Genomic DNA, 25,676 nt, shown 5'->3' on the forward strand with positions numbered 1-25,676 from the left:
CTGTGAAGCTGCCCTTTTTTATTACCAATTCCTTGGCTGTAATCAGATTAAATAATTAACTTTGCCCAAAAGCAAAGATAAGAGATAATTGCACTATCTTTGGGCAGAAAATCAAAAAGAATATGGAAGATGTCTTCAAGTTTCTGTTAGTTGCGGCTGTCATAGTAATCGGACTCGTCAAGCAGTTTAAAAAAGAAGCCAATAAAAATGCAGACAAGAGTCCCGACATACCTATGCCCGATGCCGACAACCCACTGCCCGAATATTGGGGCGGAGATACTTACGGAGGCTTTATTCCCGAAGGCCCCAAGCCGACAGAAAAGCCAAAGCCGGTATCCAAACCGTCTGCCAAATCCAAGTACACCCCCATAAAGGCTTCCCCTCCCTCCCCGGCATCCCGTCCGCAGGAATCCGATGAAGCAACATCCGAATACGGCATCCACTCGGCAGAAGAAGCGAGGAAAGCCATCATCTGGTCGGAGATACTTCAACGGAAATATTAAAGACAGTCGATAATTGCAGAACCAATTACGAGCCCCTTCAGAATCTTTACACGAAAAAATAACTATTTATATTATGCACTCAATTACATTTCGGCAGCAGAAGCTGCGAGCCTCATCAAACATGGCTACAACATCGGCTTGAGCGGATTTACTCCCGCAGGGACAGCCAAAGCCGTTACGGCTGAATTAGCAAAAATCGCGGAAGCAGAACATGCAAAAGGAAAACCGTTCCAGATAGGTATCTTCACCGGTGCTTCTACCGGAGATTCCTGCGACGGTATCCTTTCACGCGCCAAAGCCATCCGCTACCGCGCCCCCTACACCACCAACGCCGACTTCCGCAAAGCCGTGAACAATGGCGAAATAGCCTACAACGACATCCATCTCTCACAGATGGCACAGGAAGTACGCTATGGTTTCATGGGAAAAGTAAACGTTGCCATCATCGAGGCATGCGAGGTTACTCCCGACGGTAAAATCTACCTGACGGCAGCCGGCGGTATCGCTCCGACTGTCTGCCGCCTGGCCGACCAGATTATCGTGGAACTGAATGCCGCCCACAGCAAGAACGCCATGGGCCTGCACGATGTCTACGAACCCCTCGACCCTCCTTACCGCCGCGAAATCCCCATCTACAAACCGAGTGACCGTATCGGCCTGCCCTACATCCAGGTAGACCCGAAAAAGATTGTCGGCGTAGTGGAAACCAACTGGCCGGACGAGGCACGTTCGTTTGCCGCCGCCGACCCGCTGACCGACAAAATCGGACAGAACGTGGCCGACTTCCTTGCCGCCGACATGAAACGCGGAATCATTCCACCTACCTTCCTGCCGCTGCAATCCGGTGTGGGCAACATTGCCAATGCCGTATTGGGTGCTTTGGGACGTGACAAGACCATCCCTGCTTTTGAAATGTACACTGAAGTCATCCAGAACTCCGTTATCGGACTTATCCGCGAAGGCCGCGTGAAATTCGGCAGCGCCTGCTCACTGACCGTAACAAACGACTGCCTGGAAGGTATCTACCAGGATATGGACTTCTTCCGCGACAAACTGGTGCTCCGTCCGTCGGAAATCTCCAACAGCCCGGAAGTGGTACGCCGACTCGGCGTCATCTCCATCAACACCGCCATCGAAGCCGACATCTACGGCAACGTGAACTCCACGCACATCGGCGGTACGAAGATGATGAACGGCATCGGCGGTAGCGGTGACTTCACCCGCAATGCCTATATTTCCATCTTCACTTGTCCGTCTGTGGCGAAGGAAGGTAAAATCTCGGCTATCGTGCCGATGGTTTCGCACATGGACCACACGGAGCATGACGTCAACATCATCATCACCGAACAAGGTGTGGCCGACCTCCGCGGCAAGAGTCCGAAAGAACGTGCACAAGCCATCATTGAAAACTGTGTTCATCCGGACTACAAGAACATTCTGTGGGATTACCTGAAACTGACCGACGGCAAGTCACAGACTCCCCATGCCCTGCGCGCCGCACTGGCTATGCACGCTGAGCTGGCCAAAAGTGGAGACATGAAGAATGTAGACTGGGCACAGTATAAATAAACTGCTCCCTAAAAAGGCGGAGAAAAACCGCCCGAAAGATATACCGCGTTGCATGTATATTTCCGGTTTGCTGGATCTATATATGCAACGCGTTGCATATATAGATGGAACACGCTGCATCTATAGTTCCAACAACAAGCTATTCCAGCCCGTTCCGGCGCAACAATTCCTCCAGTTCTTTGGTGCTGACACTGGGGCGTTCGGCTTTATCGTAAATGTAAAGCAGATTGATTTCGGCTTCATCGACGGCAATAACGACGGTGAAGGTTATCACCCTTGCACCGCCACTTTTACCTTTGCCTTTTGAAGTGATGCGCATACGGATTTTACGCAAACCGCCACCAAGGTCGGTGCCGGAGAGGGGGATTCTGCTTGAGTTCATTAATAAGATTTTCATAATCTTTTTTATAGCCGAACAGAATTGGTTTGCGAAGAAAAGAGGAGAAGTAAGTTACTCCGTATTTTTTTCGCAAATCATTTCTGTTCTACTATAAATGAAGCATAATGCTTCAACATACGCTTGGCTTCCCGCTCAAACTCTAAAGAAATGCTTGCTTTCATCTGATTATCCTCCTATTCATTGATTAGCAGGAACAAAGGTACCAAAAAGAATGATTATCCGCAATGATAACTGTTAATGATGATTTATTCATCCCTCTACAAAAACGAAAAGGAGCGTCTCAACGTATCACCTCGTCACACACCGCATCCTGGAAAGCGCGTGCTTCCCTGCCCGACAGTGCATTCTGGTTCATGATGGCAAAGGCTATCTCGTGTCCGTTGCGGGCTTTGAGGTAGCCGGCAAGGCAGTTGATGGCAGTAAAGGAGCCGGTCTTGGCATGTACATTTCTGTGGGAAAGGGTGCCTTTCTTCATGCGGAACTCCAGCGTACCATCCACGCCGCCAATGGGCAAAGCCTTATAAAGTTTTTGGAAAACATCCGTACGCGAGTAGGCGTATCGCAGGAAGGAAACCAGAAGCTCCGGAGAGATGTAGTTGTAATTGGAAAGGCCGCAACCATCTGCCAGATTATACCTATCGGGGTTATGTCCCAACTTCTTCATCAGCATACGGATGGCGGAAAGCCCGTCCTCGGCAGAGACGCGCTTCTTTCCGCTGCTCTGCGCACCCAACCGGCAGAGCATGGCTTCGGCATTGAGATTATCGCTCTCTTTCATAATCTCCTTCACTACATCCTGCACAGAAGTTTCGTAGGAAGCCATCCGCACTGAGAGGCTGTCTTGCCGGAACTCACCGAAAAGGTAAGAAGAAGCAGTGGAAGAGGGCTTGCCCGTTTCAAAAGCTTCGGATTCCGCTACTTCATTCTCCGGGCCTTCCGCTTCTGCCGCCGGAATGCACTGGATACCTCGTGCCTGCAACCGTTCCATAAAGGTATGCATGAAGAAGTCCTGCGAAGAAAATATATTGACCGTACCTGCACGGCGGGCATCGACGTTGCCCGTCACGGTGATGTTGTTCCCGTTCACCAGCCAGTCGCGCGACACACGGAAGCGTCCGGCAGAAGGAGTACGGCTTTGGGTCTTGTTCGTCAGTGTATAATAGGAAGAGGCGGGAGTGCATTCAAGGCGTGCGCTGTCGCCCCGTTCGCCGGGTGTGGCGGTAACCTTCACCACTCCTTTATTCAGCATCAGCGGTGAGAGGTAGGGCTGGAAGGAATAGGGAGTATCATCCCACAACCAGCCGCTGCCCCAGTACAAGGAGTCTTTCATGGAAACATCTCCATACACCTTGCCTTTGATGACAGAGAAGGGGAAACGGGCCACGGCAGCCACCAGGGAATCCAATGCCTCTTCATCAAACTCCGGGTCGTAACCGCCTATCACATACATATCTCCCTGCAAAGTATCGCGCTCGATGACGCCCTGATACCACACTTCCGTACGGAACGGCTCGTCGGCTTCAGGACGGGAAAGTGCAGTTATCGTCGTCAGCAGCTTCATGGTGGAAGCGGGACGGGAAAGCTTGTCTGCCTGATAGCCGTACAAGGGCTTTCCGGCAGTCAGGTCATAGACCGAAATACCTACGTTGGAACCTGCGGGAAGTTTGTGTTCTATCAACGCATCAATCCGCGCAGAGAGCGGCTTCACCGGAGTTACCGTCTCTTGGGCCACAAGGGGAGCAGGCAGACGGATAGTAGCAAGTATGATAATATTCTTTTCATGAAAATCCTTATACTTAGACTTTTACTTTATCTTTACTTATGTTTCTATTATGATTCTTCAACTGTTCCTTTCGCCACCGGCTTCTCAAAATGAGTGCCGCACTTGCTGCATACATACTCCCAATGCTCAGTGCCCGGAGGTGCGGCCGACAATGCCGCAATAACAGCAGCCACCATGGCACGCACCCGGTGGTTCTTCTTCAACACGAACTTAATCTCATCCGAACCGCAATGGGGGCAGTACCTCAACTGTTCCGGAATCATCTGGTTCCGTTCAAGCAGACGGAGGGCATCGTCATATTCATCCTCATAGACAAATATATCCACTCCCGTGACATCACGGACATATCCGCGCATCACGGAAGACATGTTTTCATTATGCAAAACAGACGCAATGCCCTCATTCTCCAAGACACCCTGGATGACGTGTGCCTGGAAGGCATCGTCGCAGGTGATTAGCTTTACAGTCTTCATATACAACTATACTTTTATTATCTATCAACGTTTATTTCCTCCTCCAACTTGTCAAGCAGGGAACCCTTGCCATAGCCTCCCCATACGCTCTGTATCTTTCCGCCAGGGGCAATCAATACATAATGGGGATATCCCTTCACTCTATAGGACATGGCAAGACCGGTACCTGCCTTACGAAGCTCATTCCACTGATTACCCTTCATCTGCTTCTTCTCCACAAACGACAGCCATTGCCCCTTGGGATCTACACTGATACTGACAACCGACAACACATCTTTGTATTTTTCGGCAATCTCTTCCAGTTCAGGAAGAGACTCGATGCAAGGACCACAACCGGAACTCCAGAAGTCAAGCAGAATATATCGCCCTTTGAACTCTGCTATATTATGAATTCTTCCCTGAACATCATATAATTCACCGTCTGCCATTTCATCACCTACCTCAACAGCAATTGCAGGATAGAGGTATTGGTATGCTAATCCACCCTCAGGCGTATGCTTCAAGACATCGGACAATCGGGCATATAGTGCTTTCACTTCGTCTGAATAGGGCATGAAACTCTTTGCTAACGTCATCTGTGCATAGGATACCAGTTTCTGCATGTAGACCCTACCCATAGGAGCTGTCACCATATAGTCCAATTCCTTTTTGAAGATAGTACGCATCAGCGGAAACGAATACTGGCGTAGCGAATCCACTTTCGCCCATGCCAGCCGGGAGAATTCTTCATCGCCAGCATGCTCCAACTGCATCTGCCGGAGCCAGCCGCACTCAGCTACATTATACGTCAAATACTCACGGTTCAGCTCACGGGTACACTCTTGGAAAGCATTTTGCTCTTGCTGCTCGGCAATATCACTCTCTACCCGCCAGAGAGGAAGCAACTTATCCTCTCCGGTAACGGTTATCTGACTACCCGGTGCCACCCACACATCCAGCCAATGGGAGGGGAAATCAGGCTCCGAAGAAAGAAGCATAAGGGGTTTTGTGCTGGAAATAGTATCACTAAAGATAAACTTTCCATCTGCAACAGTGTCAAGAACTATCGGCACAATGAGTTGCCCATCCGATTGATACAGACCGATAACTATCCCATCAGGAAGGGTGGAAACCTGCCCGGTGATAGTGAAACGACCGGAACCAGCAGTGTCTCGCGCCCACCCACCACATGCACTGCAAACACACAGAAGAAGGCAGAATAAATACTTTCTCATTACAAATTTTGTTTTGAGTTATCGCTTTTACAACATTTCCTTGAATATCTCTCCCACCGTGGGGTGCGGAAAGACAATCTTCTTCCATTCTCCGGCAGTAAGTTTCAACTCAATGGCCATGCCTGCCAGCGTGATGATTTCCGAAGCGGGATTACCCAGAACATGTGCCCCTAATACGGTACCGTCGCCACCCAACAGTAACTTGCAGACGCCGTTCACTCCTTCGTTCTCTGCCACAAAGCGGCCACTATAGGCCATCGGCAGCTTTACGGCACGATAGGCAATGCCTCTCTTCTGCAGGGATTCTTCTGTCTCGCCCACACCGGCTATTTCGGGATTGGTATACACCACACCGGGGATGGCACGGTAGCTCATGGCATCCTTCTTGCCGATGATGGAGTGTATGGCTACTTCCGCTTCGCGGACGGCTGTGTGTGCCAGCAAGGAATAGCCCGTCAGGTCACCGCAGGCATATACTCCGGGAACGGAAGTCTGCATCTGTGCGTTGACAAAGACATTTCCGCGTTCCGTTCTTTCCAAGCCCAGATTCTCCAAGCCGAAACCTTTCATTACCGGACGGCGCCCGACGCTCATCAGAAGCCGTTCGGCAACGACGGAACCGGGACCGTCGGCAGTTTCATAATTCACTTCTATCAGGGGAGATTTGTTTAGAGGGGATTCACTACCACCCTGCCCTTCGGGCACCCCTCCTTCCTGAAGGAGGGGAACCGGAGATACTTCGGATTCGGAAGGAGAAAGGGAGACGACTTTGGTATTCAGCATGAATTTGATACCCCGCTTGGCATACTCTGCACGGAGTATACCCGCCAGCTCTCGGTCCATACCACCGCCAAGTATCTCGTCCAGCATCTCGATGACGGTTACCTGCACACCCAGACTGTTGAAGAAAGAGGCGAACTCCATGCCGATGACACCGCCACCGATGATGGCGAGTGAGGCAGGCAGTTCTTTGTTATCCAGCGCATCGCGATGGGTCCAATAGGGCACTTTTTCTATGCCGGGAATGGCCGGGACAAAGGTTTCGGAACCGGTACAGAGCAGCAGGTTCTCGCATTCGTAGGCCTCTCCACCGCACTCCACATGGTTCTTGTCCGTCACTGTAGCCTCTCCGCTGACAATCGTCACGCCGTGGGCAGTCAGCTTTCCTTTGACTCCCAATACCAATTTGCGCACTACCTTCTGCTTGCGGGCAATAATCTTGGGCAAATCGAACGATACTTCGGGCACGCTGACCGCATACTTCAAGGCATGGCGGGCTCCGTCATAGGTTTTGGCCGAATACAACAAGGTCTTGGTGGGGATACACCCTTCATTCAGGCACACTCCGCCGAGACTCTGCTTCTCGAACAGTACGACACTCAATCCCGCCTTTCCGGCAGCTTCGGCAGCTGTATATCCCGCAGGACCTCCACCGATAATGGCAACTTGGTATTTCATGGAACTAATGGTTAGTGGTTAATGATTAGCGATTAATTTGTGCGCAAGTTAATAAAACCCGTATTATCCGGCAAAAAAGAGCACTTCTTTCTTTCGGAGAATACAGCGTAAAGAGAAAATAATTACCTTTGTCGTGCAGCATTTACAAAGAATGCCACGTCCAATGGACATAAATCAAATAATAACCAACATGAAAACGACTGACTTATTCCAATCCATTCTTCTGTTCGCTCTTTTTCTTTGCGGCCTGACAGCTTGCAGCAACGACGATGACCTTCACCTCTCGCCCATGCAGGAAACCACCATGGACGGCGATGCCTCCACCCTGCAGATAGACTTGACACGCAGTAACTGGCGCATTGCTCCATCACCACCCTTGGCGGAACCACGATGGTAGACACCAACAACCGCCCCTTACAGTTGGAAGGCTTGGGAAGCCTCCACTTCCGGTGGTTCGACCTCACCCGCGAGAACGAAACCCGGCTCACACTAAAGACTGAAGACAATTTCGACGGAGAAGAACGCGGCTCATCCTCAACCTTGAGATGAAGACGGGCTTCTACAAAGAACAAATCACCATACGGCAAGCGCCATGCGAGAATTTCTATCAGATAGAATCCATCGAATACAGCGTGGAAAGCGATGACGGGGTGGAAGAATCCGGGACGGAACCCGACAAGAGTACCTATAAAGATGAAACTATGGGCAACACAACCGGAAAGCATGACCATTATCCGTTCATCAACAAATGGACAGAATACGCATTCTTGCTCAATGACCACTCCGATGAAGTCTTCAACTGGATAGACCCGGAGAAACGCAGCATCTACCTGCCCGACCGTATAGAAGACGGAAAGGTGGTGATGGGGCAACAACAGTTATTCTTCCTTGCCCGAGGCAAGTACTACAAAGAAGACGAATTGAGATATAAACATTTTGAAATGGATATAGTGGGCATGAAATGGAACATATACACTTCAACCATCTACTACAAACGGCTTCAAGTGACATTCACCGCCACCCTTTCACGTCCTGGTAGCGATACAAAGAAGGTACTCAAGGGGAAATTCATGCAGAGATACCCTTACGACTGCTCGGAAATACATCACGAAGTAAGAGATTCTGTGGATTATTAATCTGCCAGACAAGACTCCACCTCCTCCCTGCTCAATGCCGGAGCTTGCCCATCGGCAAGCTTACGGCATACCAACCGGCCGGCCGCCAGCGCTTCTGCCTTTGTTGCAAACGGCAGGCGACCGCTCAAAGCAGGTATAAAAGGCTGATATATCAGGGTATCGGTTCCATGCAGTACCACATAGCCATAACCGCCTTCCACCCCCATCACCCGGCATTTCAACTCATTGCCGCCACCGGCAACATGGCCCGAACAGCAAGAAAGGCATACCGCCATCACAGCCGGTACACCTATCTTTATCATCATAAACATCAGCTTCATAAGTTCCGTTCAGTTATGGGGCGAATCAGACTTCCTCTTCCTCATCGGGCAGAAGTTCGTACACATCATCAAAGTAGCTGGTGCCGCTTGTTCCCGTCAGCACAAAACCACGTTCGCCGGTAGAGAAACCAACGGCAGCCCTGCGCGAAGAAGCGCCGGAAAGATAATTGTGCACATTTGTAATGGGGGTAAAGTCATCGTCGGAATCGCCGTACCATAAGTCCTTGTCAGGGTCGTACAGCCAGTAGTCGCTGCTCAGGGAAGTGCTGTTACGTATTCCCGTAGCCACAAATCCCCTTCCACCAATGACGAAAGATACGGTTTCGGACCGTGTGATGGCGTAGTCATCGTCATAATCGTTGTCGGAGTCTGTATTGGCAATGTCACGCAACTGAGTCCAGTTGCTTCCATCGAACTTCCAGAAATCCACCAGGTCGGTACTGTTGTTTCGCCCGCAACAGATGTAGCCACCTCGTCGATGACGAATGCCGTACCGAAGTAGCGCTTCTCGCCTCCATACCCGCTCACCGCTTCCCATTGCGAACCTTCGGCACCATTGGGGTTGAAACGGTAGAAGTCCATCTTGTAGGCACTCTCGCTGCCGGTGGCGTCGCTGTTGCAGCCCGTACCGACATAGCCATATCCACCTATACTGAAAGCCAGGGCACCGTCGCGCACCCCGCCTTTGAAATCGTCTTTCCGTGTCCAGGTATCCGTGGCAGGGTCATACTCCCAGGTATCCGCCACACAGTAGGACGAGGAGCCGTCCTTCACGGAACCGGTCGTAATGTATCCCTTGCCATTCACGGCAAAGCCCACGGCAGCCTTGCGCCCGGCAACGGGCATGTCGGCACACTGCGTCCAGCTGTTCCGGCTCATGTCATACTCCCAAAGGTCGTTCAGGTAATCCTTGTTCGCTCCGTAGAAGCCGCCACACAAATACCCATAATTGCCGATGGTGAAGCCGGAGGCATAAGCGCGGTACACACCGTTATAGCTGGCTTTCTTCATCCACTGCCCCTGAGTGTATTCATCCTCGTCCGTACAACTGCCGGCAATGCACACGATGGCCAGCAACATTATTCCTACCAATAGTCTGTTCATTGTTTATTGTTTTAAAGATTAATTTTTCATACCCCTCGTTCCCCTGAAGAGGAAGGAGAATAGTTTTAGTATCGGGATGCCGAAACTATTCCCCTCCTCTTTCAGAAGGGCGGAAGTTCTGCCCGCAAAAGTAAACCGCCGCAACCACACCGGCAAAAATAACCGACGAACAGTTCGAAATTCCCGTTAAACGCCTTTACCGATAAAAACCGTCCGAACGCCGATTTTTATAGGAAGATATAAAAGTTTTGCCTTTCCTTTGCCGCCAACTAAAAGAACAGAAATGAAGAAGTCATTGTACAGCTTATTCGCAGTCCTCGCTATCCTCTGTGCCTGCCAGGACGAGAACTCGCAGCTTGGAAAGAGCCTCGTGGAAAGCTCCTTCTATAATGTATACGTAGACACCTGCTCGGTAGACATCAGCACCATACTGCTGGACTCCATAGAGACCCGGGGCGACAGCATCTGCCAGCTGGGACATTACCGAAGCAGCTCTTGGGGAGATGTATCCGCCACCTACTATGCCGAATACTCCACATCCCACTTCACCCCCAACACAGACTATACCTATACCCTCGACTCCCTCGTACTGCGGATGATACCTTCGGGCCATTTCTGGGGAGATACCCTGACGCAACAGCGCATCTCCATCTACCGGCTGAAAAACCCTATCGTGCTGGACAACGACGAGGACCTTTACAACAGCACCGTACTCCCGACGGAAAATGCCCCACTCTTCAGCTTTACCTTCACCCCCTGCCCGGGGCGGAAGAAGGAAGTAAGCGTCCGCCTGCCCGACTCATGGGGACAGCAACTGCTGAATGACCTCGTGGCCCAGGACGACTACTTCGATACCCAAGACAAGTTCAAGAAGAAATTCCCCGGACTGGTCTTTGTTCCCGAAAACGACGGGCAGTGCATCACCGGATTCATGGTGAATGATTCTGCCATGAGCATCAACCTCCACTACCAGGAAGTCTCCAACCAGCGGACCGGGCAAGTGCTGACTTTCAGTATAAACACCGACTACGCCTATACCGGCATCCGGCACGACCCCACCGGCACCCACCTTGCCTCCCTGAAAAGCGGAATAGAGAACCTCGTCCACTCCGGCGACATGGGTTGCCTAGCCTATATGCAGGGATTGACGGGTTACTACAACCAACTGGAATTCCCCTACCTCAACAGCCTCGGAAGTGCCGGACAGATAGTCTCCATAGAGAGCGCCACACTCTACCTCTATCCTCTGGCCCGGAGCTACAACGAAGTGAGCCAGCTTCCCAATGACATCCGTCTTTATATCACGGACGAGAACAATGTGCTGGAGGACTACGTATACGGCAGCGACGGCGTAACCGTACAGACCGGCAACCTGACCATCGACGAGATGTACGGGAAAGAGACCTACTACTCCTTCGACCTCACCGAATTCATCCGCAACAACTACGGCACTTCGGGCATCAAGCGGCAGAAACTGCTGATGAGTCTGACAGACGAAGAAAGCACCACCACCTTCAACCAGGTAATCTTCACCAACGACCCCGAACAAGAAAACCAATGCAGATTAGACGTAAGATTCAAAATATACAACGAGCAATGAAATACCATCACCGGATTCCTCTTCTGCTGTGCAGTCTGTGTACGGCAAGCCTCACCGCCATGGCACAAAACACCACCAACCTGCCCACCTCCATGTACGGAGTGGGCGAACTGAGTGCCGGCGACGGCGGACGTTATGCCGGCATGGGCAACATCGGCATCGCCCTGAACCGTACCGGATTTCTGAACACGCTGAACCCCGCAGCCATCACCCGCATGGACAGCACCTGCTTCACGTTCGATGTGGGTGCATCCGCCTCGTATGCCCGCTACTCCTTTCTGAGCGAACACAGTTCCAACTTCACCGGTAACCCCAACCGCATCAGCATGGCTTCCGCGTCCTGCCGCGCTGGTATGCCCTTGTAGGTGCAGCGCCATACAGCAGTGTGGGCTACGTCATCCAGACCGAAGAAGAGATAGAGGGAATGCCCGGCAACTACACCTACTCGCTCTTTGAAGGTACGGGCGGACTATACCGGTGCTACGTCACCAATGCCTTTGCACTGAGCAGGCAACTGTCGGTCGGCATCAACCTGGGGATGATAGTGGGCACAGTGATACAGAGCGAAACGCAGGAAAGCGCCATCGTAAAGTACGAATCCTCCAAACGGGCCTTTTATGCGGACTTCGGCATACATTACGAATGGGGTGCGACCGGAAAACGGAAGTGGGCGGCAGGGCTGGTATTTGCTCCCTCCCTTCCCATCAGCCACGACAATACACTGACCTACAGCAACTCATCTACCAGCGAGAACCTCGATAAAGGATACCACAGCCGTACACAATATCTGCCCATGCACCTCGGCACCGGCCTCAGCATGACCACCGAACGCTGGGTGCTGACCGCCGACTATAACTACCTGGACTGGAGCCGCAACTCCTCTTCCTATACCTCCATGAAATATGAGAACCAGCACAAAGTGAACATAGGCGGAAGCTACATTACCAAACCACGCCTGGCACGTTCCACCGAGCTGATGGGCGGAATAGGTTTCGGCAACTCCTATGTCAATCTGAAAGGCGGGAAGATGCAGTATCTGGAAGCCAGCTTAGGGGCGAGCTTCCCCATCCGGTACTCCTATCTCTCGCTGGGCGCCACGTGGCGGAAACAACTGAACTCACGCAGCAATCTGATGCAGGAAAGCCGATTCAGCCTGAATCTGAACTTGACGTTCGGGGAAAGGATTTCGAGAGCAAAACTAAAGTAATACAAGGTTCCGGTTCACCACAGATTACACGGATTTTACACCGAATGATTATCATTTGTTGGATCTATATATGCAACGCGTTCATATATAGATGCAGCACGCTGGAACTATAGATCCAACAAACAAAGTATATAGTATCTGAAAACAGGGTATTACAACACTGCCAGCCTGGACACATACCCTTTCACCCTTTCGCGGTAAGCATCGCCAATGGGGACATCCTTCTGCTCGATGAGCAATGTGCTGCGCCCGATGGCGCTGATGCAGTCCATGCGGACAATAAAAGAACGGTGCACGCGGATAAATTCGTCCGCCGGAAGTTTTTCCTCCATGTACTTCATACTGCATAGGCTCAAGACAGGTTTGGAGGCACCTTTGCAGAAAATCTTGACGTAGTCTCCCAAACCCTCTATGTAGTTTATCCGCTCCAGGTCGAGCCGCATGATGCGGTTGTCACACCGCATATAAATCACCTTCGGAGATTCCTCGGGGTACTGCTGGCATTTGGAACCGGATGTACCGGTATCCTGCAGGGAGAACCAACGCGCCGCTTTGCTGACAGACTGGAAAAACGTGGAGAAACTGACTCCATCCAGCAGATAGTCCAAGGCATCCAGGCGGAAACACTCGGCGGCATACTTGTCGGTATCTGTAATGAAAATGACGCGGGTGGACGAGGACAATAACTTGCAGAAGTCCATCCCGTTGATTCCGCCCTCTTCCACCGGATAGATACCGATAAAATAAACTTCTACTTTCGTCTCATAGTAGTCCTTCAATGCTTCGAGGGGATTGCTGTACTTTCCGTGCAAAGAGAGGAAAGGAACCTTTTCAATGTATTCCTCCAATCTCCCGGCAATCTCCGCATCCGCATGTAAAATGGCGCAATTCAAATTCATGTTCGTTTCTTTTTTTACATGATGGACGCTTGAAAAGCGAAAAGACTGCAAACAAGGACGCTAAAATTAAGCTTTATTTATAGATGGGGAGGGGTTCAGCGGACAGAAGCGCCATATTGCGGGTAAGTTCGCGCAAATGGGCAAAAGATTCGATGATGGCAAGGGTAGTAGCTACTGCACGGGGACTTTTCAGAATAGTGGCAAGCATGTAGAGGCCTTTCTCGGTGAAGGCTTTAGGTACGGCACGTGTTTTAGAAGATAAGTTTGCGGTCGAAAATTTCGACCGCAAATATTGTATCTCTTTATCATTCAACTGAATAATATACCCTTCCGGAAATCTTTCCGGATTATTTTTCACCGCTTCATTCACCCGCTTTGTCTCTACCCCATAGAGCATTGCCACATCACGGTCCAGCAACACCTTCTGCCCTCTTAATTCAATCAGATAAGCTTCTATCTCCTGCTCATGGATAGTTTGTAAATTGTGTTCCATTGTATATTTAAGATTAAGCCTGCAATATACGGGAATTATCCTATCATTGTACCTGTCCCTTGCATTTTTCAAGAATTCTTTTCATTGAAGACGCTCTCTCAATACATCAAAAAAAGATTCATAAGAAATAACCTCCTTAGTCTGAAGGATTTCACAAAAAAAGATTACCTTTGTAGTAATTGTATCAGCCTTGTTCCTTGACATCCGGACAAGGCTCCTTAACTAAAAACAATAAGACTATGAAAGCTGGGAAACTATTTCAACTCGCATTTTCCGTCATACTGATTGCTTGTACAACCGGCTGTTATGACAAAGACGAAGTTCTGGAAGCAGACAATTATCAATCAAAGAAATCAAATATTCTTTTGAAGAAGAAGGAGATGGCTTCAGCACCTATGATGTGGAATGTCCACCTACCATTACAAGAAATAATTCATCTTCCCCAATGACAGTCACAGAACGTCCTTTTGACAATACATGGCAGGAAACAACTTTCCAAAGTAACGATCCCGAAGCATTTGCATGGATGGAGGGTCAGGAACAATATGTCAGTACTCCTTATATGTTCAAAAATGAATTATATTCGGACGGAGCAGACATAAAATATTGCAGCGAAACAATAAAAACTAAAAGTACCAACAACAGCAGCAGTACCATCACCCTACCCCCCTATACCCAACTCACTACCACAGGAATATCACATTATAGCAAAATGGTAGCTACCTATACATTGGTATTCGTAGGCGAACATACGAAAACAGAAAAACAGATAAAAGGAAAGTTCATACAGACAATTCCGGAGTACCATACCGCCAAATATCTGACAGAGGAAATACCGAACTAAAAAAGAGGACAAGACTCTTGTTATTGCCCCATCCGTTTCTCCATCAACCGGATGAATTCCTCCTCTTTGACCGGAAACAATACCTCGCACTTACCCGCTCCATACTTCACCAGTACGTAGCGCATTACTGCAAACCGTCCTATCTGCATGGAAGAGGCACGCTCCACGGAAATGACATCCTTCAGCAGAATCTCCTTGCTGTGCGAGAAGCGACCGAAATACAATTTCAGCTTCCCGTCCGGAGTCACCGTATAGGTAGTATGAATCAGCTTCTCGATGACAACTATCAACCAAAGCATGAAAAGCGCCGCAGGCAGCACGTATTTATCCCACAACATATAAATGGCAAGGCCACTTATCAGAGCCAGAAACAAAAACTGCCCTACAGCAATACGGGCATGAAAGATTCTATTCATTGTGTGCTGATTTTTGCCGCTAAGGTACGCATTTTTATGATAACAACTTCTTCATCAGCATTTCCATTTCCCGATCTTCCATCATATTCAGTTTGCGGCAGACCGAAGCACATAACAATTCTACCCGTTCCGGCGAAAAATAAATCAGTTCTGCAATCTCCTTTACAGACTGTCCAAGAGCCACCAGCATACATATCAGCTCTTCATCCTTATCCACCTCCGGAACAGACTGATGGAGTTTCTCTAAAAAAGAAGGATAATGAAAAATAAAGATTTCACGGAATACAGCCTCACGAGTTCCGGACAACAAAGCCTCCGAAGCATTGGGAGAATCTTCCGAAATCATTTCGCGCAAAGCTCTGGCAATCTCCTGCATATTAAAAGGTGTCACTGTTTTCTTTGTTTTCATTGTATCTTATTTCCCCATTATACATATTTACAATCGTTTTGATACAAATTTGCAAAATATACACAACCTAACCATAAGAATACGATATACAATCTGATATACAATTTCATATTATATTTATTATCAAATAATTAACAAAGAACAAAAAACAAGCCTATTGTTGTAAATTTTAAATTAAGAAATTATATCTTTGCCTTACAAAACAAACAATCCACAAAATATGAATGCCAAAAACCTTTCATTTTTACTTCTGATTCTCGTAGCTGTAGCCTGCACCAACCGCTCCACCTCTTCGGAACAAGACGAAGTGAAGCATTGGAACAATGTACTTCAACAAATCAATGCCTTACTACTCGAAAGAAAAGCGCAACAAACGTTGGAGCTTGCCAGACAGACCTTGCCCGAAATCCTGGAATCGGCAGAAAAAAACGGAACTACAGATACCCTGATTTATTATGCCCGCAAGATATTTAATGCCTGCGGGAACAATTACATAAACACCAAACAACACAAAGCCGGCATCGACTATATGGACAGCATTGGAAATCATCCCCTCATCCGCGAACATTGCCCACACGAACTGCTGAGCTTCAAGGCCGGACTGAACCAACTGTATGGCAATAACCCGGAAGCTATCCGACTGGCAGAAGACTACCTCCGGTTACCGGTCTGTACCAATGCCAATGACTTTATCCGGCAGGCAGAAATCATAAGCGGTGTCTACATGTACTCCGGAAACAATCTGCCCAAAGCCATCCAAATCTTGGAAAAAGCAATAGATGTCTACCGGAAAGGAGGAAATTTCCCGAACATGCTGCGGATGATGTCACGGCTGGGCATCTATTACCACCTCAGCGGTGAATACGAGAAAGCTATAGCCACTAACCAAGAAGCCATAGCCACTTACAACGATAGCATAGCACCTGGAAATGTAGTGATTGCCTACGGAGAACAAGCTAATCTCTACGCCGAACTGGGTATGTACGACAAAGCCCTGGAAATGAACAAAAAAGCCTAATACTACTCCATGCTGAAAGACAGCTTCGGACTGGGAGACTTGTACCGCTACCGTGCCCAGATCTTTCGTAAAATGAATCAAAAAGACTCTGTATTCCACTACCTCAGGCTGGGAGAAAAATTGTCAATGATACAAAACAGCTTTAAGGGCGTATTCGTAAACAAAGTAGAAACGGTAAACAGTTATCTGGACTATCCCGACTCTTTGGAAAAAGCACTGCAACTTGCCCTGAGCATCTGTCCCGATACCACACGGATGCCCCAATGGGCCAAATACCAACTCAACCTCCACCTGGGAAGGGCCTTACTGCAAACCGGGAAGGAGCAAAACGGCATACGCCTGATAGACCGGGCTGCACAAGACCTCATCAACATGAAGCTCATGGAAGGCCGCGATGCCAATGAGATATTAATGGATTACTATCTGCCAAAGGCATGAACGACGATTTTGCCCGTTGCTACATCCGTAACCGGCAGTTTGCCGATTCTCTGGACAATAACGAAAAGAAACGTGCTGTGGCAGCAGCCAACATCCGGTTTGATGCCAACCAAAAAGAGGAAGAAAACAAACTGCTCTCGGCACAAGTGCAATGGCAGCAACAGCAATTGTTCTACAACATCTGTATCTCCATTACATTACTGTTGCTGCTTATCACCGCTACAGCCTATTTCATCATCCGAAGAAAGGCCAACCACCAGCTTATAGAAAACAACAAACGGGAAATACAGACCCTCATCACCCGGCAGCAAGACCTGAACCGCCGCAACGAACAACTGACGGAAGAAATAGAACGGGCCATGGCTACCAATAACCTCAACTCCATTCGCCAGCTCACCGTGCAAAGCCTGCTCAGCAGGGAAGATGAGAACACATTCCGCCGGTCGTTTGCCACCATACATCCTTCTTATCTGCCCAAGCTCCGCGAAAGTTATCCTCAACTGACCCGCAACGAAGAATTACTGGCCATGCTCATCTGCATGAACCAAAGTACCGATGAAATAGCCCTTATCATGGGAATCAACCGGAACAGTGTAAACGTAGTCCGTTCGCGCATGCGCAAGAACATGGAATTGCCCAAAGAAAAATCCCTGGATGAAGTATTGAAACAATACCTTACATAACAAATAAAAATAAGCCCGCTTATTTTGCTCTACGTTTGGTTTACACTATCTTTGCAGCGTTTAATACACAAAACCTATGGTAAGAAAGTTCGATTTTCTCGTTATCGGCTCCGGACTTGCCGGTATGAGTTTTGCGCTGAAAGTAGCGCATAAAGGAACAGTAGCCCTCATCTGTAAGGCAGGTCTGGAAGAGGCAAACACTTATTTTGCACAAGGAGGTATCGCCTCTGTCACCAATCTGGCCGTAGACAATTTTGAAAAGCATATCGAAGATACCATGATTGCGGGTGACTGGATAAGCGACCGTGAAGCCGTAGAGAAGGTGGTGCGCAATGCCCCCGAACAAATCAAGGAGCTCATCAAATGGGGAGTGAACTTCGACAAAAAGGAGGACGGAGAGTTTGACCTCCACAAGGAAGGCGGCCACTCCGAATTCCGTATCCTCCACCACAAGGACAATACGGGTGCAGAGATACAGACCAGCCTCATCGAAGCCGTGAAACAACACCCCAACATCACCGTACTGACCGACCATTACGCTGTGGAAATCATCACCCAGCATCACCAGGGAATCATCGTTACCCGCCACACCCCCGGCATCAAGTGCTACGGTGCTACGTGCTGAACGAAGCGACGGGCGAGGTAGATACCTTCCTTTCCAAAGTCACCATCATGGCAACGGGCGGTTGCGAAGCCGTTTACCGCCATACCACCAACCGCTGGTGGCCACGGGAGACGGCATTGCCATGGTCTACCGTGCCAAGGGAGCAGTGAAAGACATGGAATTCATCCAGTTCCATCCCACAGCCCTTTTCCATCCGGGAGACCGTCCCTCGTTCCTCATCACCGAAGCCATGCGCGGTTATGGCGGCGTGCTACGCACCAAAGACGGAAAAGAATTCATGCAGAAGTACGACCCACGACTCTCATTGGCCCCGCGTGACATCGTGGCGCGTGCCATCGACAACGAAATGAAACAGCGCGGTGAGGACCATGTGTATCTGGACGTCACCCACAAAGACCCCGAAGAAACCAAGAAGCACTTCCCTAACATATATAAGAAATGCCTCAGCATCGGTATCGACATCACAAAGGAATACATACCGGTAGCCCCCGCCGCCCATTATCTCTGCGGAGGCATCACGGTGGATTTGGACGGACAGAGCAGCATCCGCCGTCTGTACGCCATCGGCGAATGTTCGTGCACCGGACTGCATGGCGGCAACCGTCTGGCAAGTAACTCACTGATTGAAGCCGTGGTTTATGCCGACGCGGCAGCCAAACACGCGCTGAGCGTACTGGAACGTTATGACTTCAACGAAGACATTCCCGAATGGAACGACGAAGGTACCATCTCCACCGAAGAACGTGTCCTCATCACACAAAGCATGAAGGAAGTGAACCAGATTATGGAGGCATACGTAGGCATTGTCCGCAGCAATACCCGGTTGACACGTGCCTGGAACCGACTGGACATCCTTTACGAGGAGACAGAAGCACTCTTCAAGCGTAGCAAGGCTACCCGAGAGCTGTGCGAGCTGCGCAACATGATAAACGTAGGATACCTGATAACAAAGCAAGCCATGGAACGCAAGGAAAGCCGCGGACTGCACTACACGATAGACTATCCGCACGCCAAGAAATAAACATAAATCAAAACAAAACGCCCGGATGCTTTCTTCAGAGCATCCGGGCGTTTCCCGTTATCCATACCTGCACAGGCAGGAGGTATTTATCAATAGTTTGACTTCTTCACTTCGAAGTAAGCCTGCGGATGCAAGCAAGCCGGGCATACCTGAGGAGCTTCCTTACCGGTGTAGATGAAACCGCAGTTGCGGCACTGCCATACCACTTCACCTTCCTTGGCAAATACGCTGGCAGTCTCTATATTCTGGATAAAAGCGCGATAACGTTCTTCGTGTCCCTTTTCGGCAATGGCGATGTTACGGTACATAAGAGCGATTTCGGGGAAACCTTCTTCGTCTGCAATATCAGCAAACTTAGGATAATCCAATGACCATTCTTCGTGTTCGCCGGCAGCAGCTTCCTGAAGATTTTCCAGAGTAGTGCCGATAACACCTGCAGGATAAGAAGCGGTGATTTCCACCATACCGCCTTCCAGCCACTTGAACATACGTTTAGCGTGTTCCTTTTCCTGGTCAGCCGTTTCTGTGAAAATAGCTGCGATTTGTTCGTAACCTTCTTTCTTGGCAGCGCTTGCAAAGTAAGTATAGCGCATTCTTGCTTGTGATTCACCAGCGAATGAAGTCAGCAGATTCTTCTCAGTCTGAGTTCCTTTAACACTTTTAGCCATAGTCTCTTTTTTTATTAGTTAATATAATTACGTATAAATATCGTTCGTACTGTTCGTAAACAATACAAAATTACAAATTTAGTTTGAAATAACCACACTTTTGCCTCATCGGATTTATCTATCGTCTTATAGAAAGAATCTATCTTCACCGATAACCCGAAGAGGCATTTTAGACATAATTAATAGCACATATCTGATAAGGAAAACAAAATACACTATATTTGTGTTCACCAATACACTAAAAAAAAACAGGCTATGAAAACGACCGGTAAATTATTCACCCTTCTGTTCGTCCTTGCAGGACTCACTTCATGCTACTCTTCCATCCCTTTGGAGAAGAAACCGTCTGAAAACAACACCACCTACACCGTAAGTTATCTGTTTGAGCACGACGGCTGCAAGGTCTACCGCTTCTACGACATGGGCCATTATGTTTACTTCACTACCCGAGGAGACGTAACTGCCATCAAAAACGATTCGACCCAGCACCGCACCGTCACCATCCGCAAAGAACCATTGGAAATACAAAAAACAGAGTAATCTATACGCTTAATGCATTATTTTATCTACTTTTGCAGGCAATTTGCAATATATACATTACATTCTGTATAAAAAAACGTATAAAAAAGTAGATTATAATGAAAGCGTTCGAATTCAGACCAAAGCTATACACGGCTTTAAAAAATTACTCTAAAGAACTGTTCATGGCCGACCTGATGGCAGGTATCATCGTAGGTATCGTAGCCCTCCCGCTGGCCATCGCATTCGGTATCGCCTCCGGCGTATCACCGGAGAAAGGTATCATTACGGCTATCATAGCCGGTTTCATCATCTCCCTGATGGGTGGAAGCAAGGTACAGATTGGAGGACCGACCGGTGCGTTCATCGTCATTATCTATGGCATCATCCAGCAATACGGTGAATCGGGACTGATTGTCGCCACACTGATGGCAGGCGTACTGCTCATCCTGCTGGGAGTGTTCAAGCTGGGAGCTGTCATCAAGTTTATCCCCTATCCCATCATCGTAGGTTTTACAAGCGGTATTGCCGTCACCATCTTCACTACGCAGATTGCCGACATCTTCGGGCTGACCTTCGGAGGAGAGAAAGTGCCGGGAGACTTTGTAGGGAAATGGATGATTTACGCCCGGCATTTCGATACCGTCAATTGGTGGAACACGATTGTAAGTATTGTCAGTATCTTCATCATTGCCATTACACCGCGGTTCTCGAAGAAGATTCCGGGGTCACTTATTGCCATTATCGTGGTGACAGTGGCAGTCTGGCTGATGAAAACATACGGAGGCATTGACTGTATCGATACCATCGGCGACCGTTTCAGCATCCGTGCCGAACTGCCGGATGCCGTGATGCCTGCCTTGGATTGGGAAGCGATAAAGAACCTCTTCCCCGTAGCCATTACAATCGCCGTGCTGGGTGCCATCGAATCTTTGCTGTCTGCCACCGTGGCCGATGGTGTGATAGGCGACAAACACGATTCCAACACGGAACTGATAGCACAAGGTGTTGCCAATATGGCTACCCCGCTGTTTGGCGGCATTCCTGCCACCGGAGCCATCGCGCGTACCATGGCAAACATCAACAACGGAGGAAAAAGCCCCGTGGCAGGCATCGTGCATGCAGTGGTATTGCTGCTCATCTTGCTGTTCCTTATGCCGCTGGCACAGTATATCCCGATGGCCTGCCTGGCCGGGGTACTGGTCATCGTATCCTACAATATGAGCGGATGGCGCACGTTCAAGGCACTGCTGAAGAACCCCAAGTCGGATGTCACGGTACTGCTGATTACTTTCTTCCTGACCGTCATCTTCGACCTGACTATTGCCATTGAAGTAGGTCTGGTGATTGCCTGCGTGCTGTTCATGCGCCGTGTCATGGAGACTACCGAAATATCCGTCATCAAAGATGAAATAGACCCGAATGCAGAATCGGACATTGCAAGCAATGACGAGCACCTGATAATCCCCGAGGATGTGGAAGTATACGAAATAAACGGTCCTTACTTCTTCGGCATCGCCACCAAATTCGAAGAAATCATGGCGCGGCTGGGCGACCGCCCCAAAGTGCGCATCATCCGCATGCGTAAAGTTCCGTTCATCGATTCTACCGGTATCCATAACTTGACAAGTCTTTGTGAGATGTCTCAAAAGGAAAAAATAACCATCGTGCTCTCCGGTGTCAATGAAAAGGTACATAAGGTACTGGAAAAATCAGGCTTCTATGAGCTGTTGGGCGAAGAAAATATCTGTCCGAACATAAATGTGGCACTGGAAAGGGCCAAAATGATTATCCAACACTAATCCCGGCATGGCACGAAAAAAAAAGAAGCAATCGCAGGGCGTCTATTATCTTATATTGTTTATATGTGCAGTCTGCCTTGCCTATGAACCCGTTGCAAAGATACTTTCGGATGCCAGGCAAAAGAGTTCTACTCCTGCCAAGATAGAACTCCCGGCAGGCACGCGCTTTGAAATACCAGCAAAGCTGAAGAACGTCTCCGAACAGATTCTCCAGCGGAAAGGCTACACAGTATCCTACAACAAGGACTTGAAGATACCCAACTGGGTACCTGGGAACTCACTCCCGACAAACTGGTGGAACGTGAAAGCCGTACAGACAAGTTCCTGCCCGACCCCGACCTGCCGGAGCACGAGGCAGTAACCACCGATGATTACAAGGGAGCCGGCATGGACCGCGGACACATGTGTCCCGCCGGTGACAACCGCTGGCACTGGAAAGCCATGCAAGAGAGCTTCTACATGACAAACATTTGCCCGCAGAACCACAATCTGAACCGTGGCGACTGGAAAGAACTGGAAGAGTCATGCCGCCGTTGGGCACAAGAAGAAGGCAAGATATACATTGTATGCGGCCCTATTCTCTATGACCAACGTCACCGCACCATCGGCAAGAAGCACAAGATTACAGTGCCCGAAGCATTCTTTAAGGTCGTTCTGTGTGCAGACAGCAATCCCCCCAAAGCCATCGGCTTCATTTATAAGAATACATCGGGCAATCATCCGTTAGACAGCTACGTCAATACAGTGGACGAAGTGGAACGGATTACAGGTATCGACTTCTTCCCCGCCCTTCCGGATGAAATAGAAGAGAAGGTGGAAGCCGAGTATGACTTGAAACTGTGGTAAAGGAGTTATTCCTTTACCCAGGCATCTACAATCTCGCTACATAAACCCGGTGCAATCCACCGTGGTCACCGCCATACCAACGCTCGTAGACGGAATGGTCGAGGAAGAGTTCTTCTTTCATATCGGTAATGAAAAGCTTGCGGCACTCCAATCCCAGGCGGTCCTGCTCAAAGAGAATGTTTCCCCGTTCGGTAACGATAGGATTCAGACCAGTTTCCTTTACCTTATCCACTTCCCTACCCGATTTACTGCCACAAAGGTTGTAAATGTTCCGGTTTTCCTTTCCTAAAAAAGAAAGGGTGAAATATTCGTTCTCCTCCATAAACTCATATGTATAGCGCTCGGGACGGATAAAGACAAATACCACCGGCTTGTTCCAAAGCCAGCCAATACCTCCCCAACTGGCAGTCATGGTGTTGAAATGCTCTTTACTGCCTGCCGTAACCAGCATCCACTCTTTGCCTATCACTTCGAAGAAGTTCTCGCTTAAATCTTTAATTGCTATTGATTTCATAAGTATATTATTAATAAGAAACACTTACCGGTATACCCGTTTCACGTATCCGTTCCGCAATACGATCCAGTTCCTCGCGGGTGGTCTTTTGCAAATCATGGTCGGGCGTTTCGCGGTCGATGGTATAAATCATCACTTGGCGGGGAGCAATCTCCTTGACAGCTTCCAGCCAGGGAAGGACAAATTTATCGGATGTATTATCCATATCTTGTCCTTTATAACTTCCTTTGAGAAACATGGTCTGGATAATGCAGTTCCCTTTGAATGCTTTCATTCCTTCTATAATTTCCCGGATGGAATAATGTCCGGTAGGACGGTCAAGTACACGGACATACTCTTCATCCACCGTATCCAGTTTAAGGATGTTGTTGTCAATCTTGTTCAAAGCCTCGAATACGGCAGGACGATGGATAAAGGTAGAATTGCTCAGTACGCTCACCTTTGCATTCGGGAAATACTTGTCGCGCAAGGCAAGTGTATCTTCTATGATTTCGGGAAAACGGGGATGTGCCGTCGGTTCTCCATTACCGGCAAAAGTCAGTACATCCGGTGTAGGCCCGTTTTGCTGCATATCCCGCAGGCGGGCTTCAAGGGCCGAACGGACTTCTTCGCGCGTGGGCAACGGCTGTTTGGGACGATGGTCGGCATTGAAACCACATTCACAATAAATACAGTCGAAGGTGCATACTTTGCCGTCTGCCGGCAATAAATTTATTCCCAAAGATACTCCCAGACGGCGGGAATGAACGGGACCGAATATGGGGGATGGATAAATGACAGTCATACTATTTACGATTTGACGATGTACGGTTTGATTAATGCTTAAACAATCTTACCGCTCCAAAGTTAAGTGAAAACTATGGCATCTGGCAATGTTCGGCTTGCAAAAGTTTACCCATAAAAGAAAATATTCCCTTTACAAAACATGCATTTCATGTTAAAAAAGTAAAGTATACATTACATTTTATCTATTTTGCTTGTTTATATGTAAAGCATACATTACATTTGCAAATAACATCTAAATACATAGTATTATGAGAAAGAACTATTTATTTCCAACCACTTTCAGAAAGATAGGTTGGTGTTTATTTGTCCCATTCGCCATCATGTCCTTCATCTGTCTCTTCGACGGCAGCAATGAAGATTGGTTAAAGGTAAACGTGTTCTCAGCAATTCCCTGGGGTATTATCAAGAACTCCTTATTCGACGAGTTGAGCATGATAGGGCTTACGGTTTCACTCCTATTCATAGCTTTCTCAAAAGAAAAGGACGAAGATGAATGTATTGCCGATATTCGTTCAAACTCTCTTATCTGGGCTACCATAACAGCGTATTCCCTACTGATAGTATGCACTATGCTGATTTATGACATGCAATATCTTAATTTTGTATTCATAGACTTGTTCATGATATTGTTTCTGTTCATCATAAAGTACAACATTGAACTTTATAAATTCAGGAGGAGCAACAATGACTAATACATTAAGGGTAGAAAGAGCCATCAAGCATATGACCCAACAGCAATTGGCTGAAGCCATAGGAGTGAGCCGGCAAACCATCAATGCTATAGAATCGGGAAAGTATGTCCCTTCCACCTTGCTGGCATTGAAAATATCAGAGATATTCGGAAAGACTGTAAATGAAATTTTCATGCTGGAACAAAGTGACAGTTAAAGAGAAAGCTTTTAGAAACTGTTTTAATTTAAACCTGAAA

27 protein-coding genes and 6 pseudogenes are annotated in these 25,676 nt (G+C 48.5%); 19 read left to right on the forward strand and 14 right to left on the reverse strand.

What is annotated here, in order from left to right:
• Positions 1 to 122: 122 nt before the first annotated feature.
• Both JCM16496_RS12430 and JCM16496_RS12435 read left to right on the forward strand, forming a co-directional pair.
• The gene (locus JCM16496_RS12430) at positions 123 to 503 is read left to right on the forward strand and encodes a hypothetical protein (RefSeq protein WP_025834631.1); all 381 of its coding nucleotides are present in this window, start codon (positions 123 to 125) and stop codon (positions 501 to 503) included.
• Positions 504 to 545: 42 nt separating this feature from the next.
• Entirely contained in the window at positions 546 to 2,072 is a 1,527-nt protein-coding gene (locus JCM16496_RS12435; protein ID WP_128809581.1) for a butyryl-CoA:acetate CoA transferase, read from the forward strand.
• 139 nt (positions 2,073 to 2,211) lie between these two features.
• Here the strand turns inward: JCM16496_RS12435 and JCM16496_RS21890 are convergent.
• The 5 genes and pseudogenes from JCM16496_RS21890 to JCM16496_RS12460 form a co-directional block, all read right to left on the reverse strand.
• A pseudogene (locus JCM16496_RS21890) lies at positions 2,212 to 2,494 on the reverse strand (type II toxin-antitoxin system RelE/ParE family toxin).
• Positions 2,495 to 2,752: 258 nt separating this feature from the next.
• Positions 2,753 to 4,254: pseudogene (locus tag JCM16496_RS12445) on the reverse strand (D-alanyl-D-alanine carboxypeptidase/D-alanyl-D-alanine-endopeptidase).
• A gap of 48 nt (positions 4,255 to 4,302) precedes the next feature.
• Positions 4,303 to 4,728: a putative signal transducing protein gene (locus tag JCM16496_RS12450; protein ID WP_025834635.1), complete on the reverse strand. Its 426-nt coding sequence runs from the start codon at positions 4,726 to 4,728 to the stop codon at positions 4,303 to 4,305.
• A 17-nt stretch (positions 4,729 to 4,745) separates the two neighbouring features.
• Complete coding sequence (locus JCM16496_RS12455) at positions 4,746 to 5,942, reverse strand: TlpA disulfide reductase family protein (RefSeq protein ID WP_025834638.1); 1,197 nt, start codon at positions 5,940 to 5,942, stop codon at positions 4,746 to 4,748.
• Positions 5,943 to 5,969: 27 nt separating this feature from the next.
• Complete coding sequence (locus JCM16496_RS12460) at positions 5,970 to 7,400, reverse strand: dihydrolipoyl dehydrogenase family protein (RefSeq protein ID WP_025834640.1); 1,431 nt, start codon at positions 7,398 to 7,400, stop codon at positions 5,970 to 5,972.
• 190 nt (positions 7,401 to 7,590) lie between these two features.
• Here JCM16496_RS12460 and JCM16496_RS23820 point away from each other — a divergent pair, with 190 nt between their 5' ends.
• From JCM16496_RS23820 to JCM16496_RS23830, 3 genes are read left to right on the forward strand one after another with little or no spacing between them, the layout of a single operon-like run.
• Positions 7,591 to 7,797, forward strand: a complete 207-nt coding sequence (locus tag JCM16496_RS23820) for a hypothetical protein (protein WP_244440359.1) — start codon at positions 7,591 to 7,593, stop codon at positions 7,795 to 7,797.
• Positions 7,791 to 7,949 (forward strand): hypothetical protein, encoded by a 159-nt coding sequence (locus JCM16496_RS23825; protein WP_244440360.1) that lies wholly within the window; start codon positions 7,791 to 7,793, stop codon positions 7,947 to 7,949. Before JCM16496_RS23820 ends, JCM16496_RS23825 begins: the two co-directional genes overlap by 7 nt.
• Complete coding sequence (locus tag JCM16496_RS23830) at positions 7,946 to 8,536, forward strand: hypothetical protein (protein WP_244440361.1); 591 nt, start codon at positions 7,946 to 7,948, stop codon at positions 8,534 to 8,536. Before JCM16496_RS23825 ends, JCM16496_RS23830 begins: the two co-directional genes overlap by 4 nt.
• Here the strand turns inward: JCM16496_RS23830 and JCM16496_RS12470 are convergent.
• Positions 8,533 to 8,856, reverse strand: coding sequence for a DUF4907 domain-containing protein (locus JCM16496_RS12470; protein ID WP_025834642.1), 324 nt, complete (start codon positions 8,854 to 8,856; stop codon positions 8,533 to 8,535). The two genes, JCM16496_RS23830 and JCM16496_RS12470, sit on opposite strands and share 4 nt — an antisense overlap.
• Positions 8,857 to 8,881: 25 nt before the next feature.
• Positions 8,882 to 9,960, reverse strand: a pseudogene (locus JCM16496_RS12475) (Kelch repeat-containing protein).
• 283 nt (positions 9,961 to 10,243) lie between these two features.
• Between JCM16496_RS12475 and JCM16496_RS12480 the strand changes: the two are divergent.
• The 3 genes from JCM16496_RS12480 to JCM16496_RS12485 are packed head-to-tail and all read left to right on the forward strand — an operon-like array spanning position 10,244 to position 12,767.
• Positions 10,244 to 11,560, forward strand: a complete 1,317-nt coding sequence (locus tag JCM16496_RS12480; protein ID WP_025834644.1) for a DUF4270 family protein — start codon at positions 10,244 to 10,246, stop codon at positions 11,558 to 11,560.
• Complete coding sequence (locus tag JCM16496_RS23835) at positions 11,557 to 11,925, forward strand: BamG-related protein (RefSeq protein WP_244440362.1); 369 nt, start codon at positions 11,557 to 11,559, stop codon at positions 11,923 to 11,925. The genes JCM16496_RS12480 and JCM16496_RS23835 overlap by 4 nt, the downstream gene beginning before the upstream one ends.
• Before the next feature lie 20 nt (positions 11,926 to 11,945).
• The gene (locus JCM16496_RS12485; protein WP_244440363.1) at positions 11,946 to 12,767 is read left to right on the forward strand and encodes a BamG-related protein; all 822 of its coding nucleotides are present in this window, start codon (positions 11,946 to 11,948) and stop codon (positions 12,765 to 12,767) included.
• 152 nt (positions 12,768 to 12,919) lie between these two features.
• Here the strand turns inward: JCM16496_RS12485 and JCM16496_RS12490 are convergent, their stop codons facing one another.
• Both JCM16496_RS12490 and JCM16496_RS21895 read right to left on the reverse strand, forming a co-directional pair.
• Positions 12,920 to 13,666: a LytR/AlgR family response regulator transcription factor gene (locus JCM16496_RS12490; protein WP_025834646.1), complete on the reverse strand. Its 747-nt coding sequence runs from the start codon at positions 13,664 to 13,666 to the stop codon at positions 12,920 to 12,922.
• Between the two features lie 73 nt (positions 13,667 to 13,739).
• Positions 13,740 to 14,159 (reverse strand): ORF6N domain-containing protein, encoded by a 420-nt coding sequence (locus JCM16496_RS21895; RefSeq protein ID WP_128809584.1) that lies wholly within the window; start codon positions 14,157 to 14,159, stop codon positions 13,740 to 13,742.
• A 239-nt stretch (positions 14,160 to 14,398) separates the two neighbouring features.
• Here JCM16496_RS21895 and JCM16496_RS23840 point away from each other — a divergent pair, with 239 nt between their 5' ends.
• Entirely contained in the window at positions 14,399 to 14,608 is a 210-nt protein-coding gene (locus JCM16496_RS23840; RefSeq protein WP_244440364.1) for a hypothetical protein, read from the forward strand.
• Positions 14,605 to 15,003 carry a hypothetical protein gene (locus JCM16496_RS12500; RefSeq protein ID WP_244440365.1) on the forward strand — a complete coding sequence of 133 codons (399 nt, stop codon included), beginning with the start codon at positions 14,605 to 14,607 and terminating at the stop codon, positions 15,001 to 15,003. The genes JCM16496_RS23840 and JCM16496_RS12500 overlap by 4 nt, the downstream gene beginning before the upstream one ends.
• Positions 15,004 to 15,023: 20 nt before the next feature.
• On the opposite strand, the gene JCM16496_RS12505 is transcribed toward JCM16496_RS12500, so the two are convergent.
• Positions 15,024 to 15,419 (reverse strand): PH domain-containing protein, encoded by a 396-nt coding sequence (locus JCM16496_RS12505; protein WP_025834649.1) that lies wholly within the window; start codon positions 15,417 to 15,419, stop codon positions 15,024 to 15,026.
• Between the two features lie 34 nt (positions 15,420 to 15,453).
• Positions 15,454 to 15,828: a helix-turn-helix transcriptional regulator gene (locus tag JCM16496_RS12510; RefSeq protein WP_025834650.1), complete on the reverse strand. Its 375-nt coding sequence runs from the start codon at positions 15,826 to 15,828 to the stop codon at positions 15,454 to 15,456.
• Between the two features lie 220 nt (positions 15,829 to 16,048).
• Between JCM16496_RS12510 and JCM16496_RS25280 the strand changes: the two genes are divergently transcribed.
• The 4 genes and pseudogenes from JCM16496_RS25280 to nadB all read left to right on the forward strand — a co-directional run bounded on the left by JCM16496_RS25280 (position 16,049) and on the right by nadB (position 19,613).
• Positions 16,049 to 16,846, forward strand: coding sequence for a tetratricopeptide repeat protein (locus tag JCM16496_RS25280; RefSeq protein WP_244440366.1), 798 nt, complete (start codon positions 16,049 to 16,051; stop codon positions 16,844 to 16,846).
• Between the two features lie 9 nt (positions 16,847 to 16,855).
• Positions 16,856 to 17,284: a hypothetical protein gene (locus tag JCM16496_RS25285; RefSeq protein WP_244440367.1), complete on the forward strand. Its 429-nt coding sequence runs from the start codon at positions 16,856 to 16,858 to the stop codon at positions 17,282 to 17,284.
• Positions 17,281 to 17,967: a helix-turn-helix transcriptional regulator gene (locus JCM16496_RS25290; RefSeq protein ID WP_244440368.1), complete on the forward strand. Its 687-nt coding sequence runs from the start codon at positions 17,281 to 17,283 to the stop codon at positions 17,965 to 17,967. The genes JCM16496_RS25285 and JCM16496_RS25290 overlap by 4 nt, the downstream gene beginning before the upstream one ends.
• Positions 17,968 to 18,043: 76 nt before the next feature.
• Positions 18,044 to 19,613 (forward strand): annotated as a pseudogene (nadB, locus tag JCM16496_RS12520) (L-aspartate oxidase).
• An 89-nt stretch (positions 19,614 to 19,702) separates the two neighbouring features.
• Here nadB and rbr read toward each other — a convergent pair.
• Positions 19,703 to 20,281 carry a rubrerythrin gene (gene rbr / locus JCM16496_RS12525; RefSeq protein ID WP_025834652.1) on the reverse strand — a complete coding sequence of 193 codons (579 nt, stop codon included), beginning with the start codon at positions 20,279 to 20,281 and terminating at the stop codon, positions 19,703 to 19,705.
• Between the two features lie 255 nt (positions 20,282 to 20,536).
• Here rbr and JCM16496_RS12530 point away from each other — a divergent pair, with 255 nt between their 5' ends.
• From JCM16496_RS12530 to JCM16496_RS12540, 3 genes and pseudogenes are all read left to right on the forward strand, one after another.
• Positions 20,537 to 20,821, forward strand: coding sequence for a DUF4884 domain-containing protein (locus JCM16496_RS12530; RefSeq protein ID WP_025834655.1), 285 nt, complete (start codon positions 20,537 to 20,539; stop codon positions 20,819 to 20,821).
• Positions 20,822 to 20,919: 98 nt separating this feature from the next.
• On the forward strand, positions 20,920 to 22,602 hold the full coding sequence (locus JCM16496_RS12535) for a SulP family inorganic anion transporter (RefSeq protein WP_025834657.1): 1,683 nt from the start codon (positions 20,920 to 20,922) through the stop codon (positions 22,600 to 22,602).
• A 7-nt stretch (positions 22,603 to 22,609) separates the two neighbouring features.
• A pseudogene (locus tag JCM16496_RS12540) lies at positions 22,610 to 23,448 on the forward strand (DNA/RNA non-specific endonuclease).
• Between the two features lie 5 nt (positions 23,449 to 23,453).
• Here the strand turns inward: JCM16496_RS12540 and JCM16496_RS12545 are convergent.
• A pseudogene (locus tag JCM16496_RS12545) lies at positions 23,454 to 23,962 on the reverse strand (flavin reductase family protein).
• A 10-nt stretch (positions 23,963 to 23,972) separates the two neighbouring features.
• On the reverse strand, positions 23,973 to 24,746 hold the full coding sequence (locus JCM16496_RS12550) for a radical SAM protein (protein ID WP_025834659.1): 774 nt from the start codon (positions 24,744 to 24,746) through the stop codon (positions 23,973 to 23,975).
• 250 nt (positions 24,747 to 24,996) lie between these two features.
• On the opposite strand from JCM16496_RS12550, the gene JCM16496_RS12555 reads away from it, so the two are divergent.
• Entirely contained in the window at positions 24,997 to 25,440 is a 444-nt protein-coding gene (locus JCM16496_RS12555; protein ID WP_025834661.1) for a hypothetical protein, read from the forward strand.
• The gene (locus JCM16496_RS12560; RefSeq protein WP_025834663.1) at positions 25,433 to 25,636 is read left to right on the forward strand and encodes a helix-turn-helix transcriptional regulator; all 204 of its coding nucleotides are present in this window, start codon (positions 25,433 to 25,435) and stop codon (positions 25,634 to 25,636) included. The genes JCM16496_RS12555 and JCM16496_RS12560 overlap by 8 nt, the downstream gene beginning before the upstream one ends.
• The last annotated feature ends 40 nt before the right edge of the window (positions 25,637 to 25,676 follow it).

Origin of the sequence: Bacteroides rodentium JCM 16496 (assembly GCF_000614125.1) — a bacterium.
Taxonomy (GTDB): Bacteria; Bacteroidota; Bacteroidia; order Bacteroidales; family Bacteroidaceae; genus Bacteroides; species Bacteroides rodentium.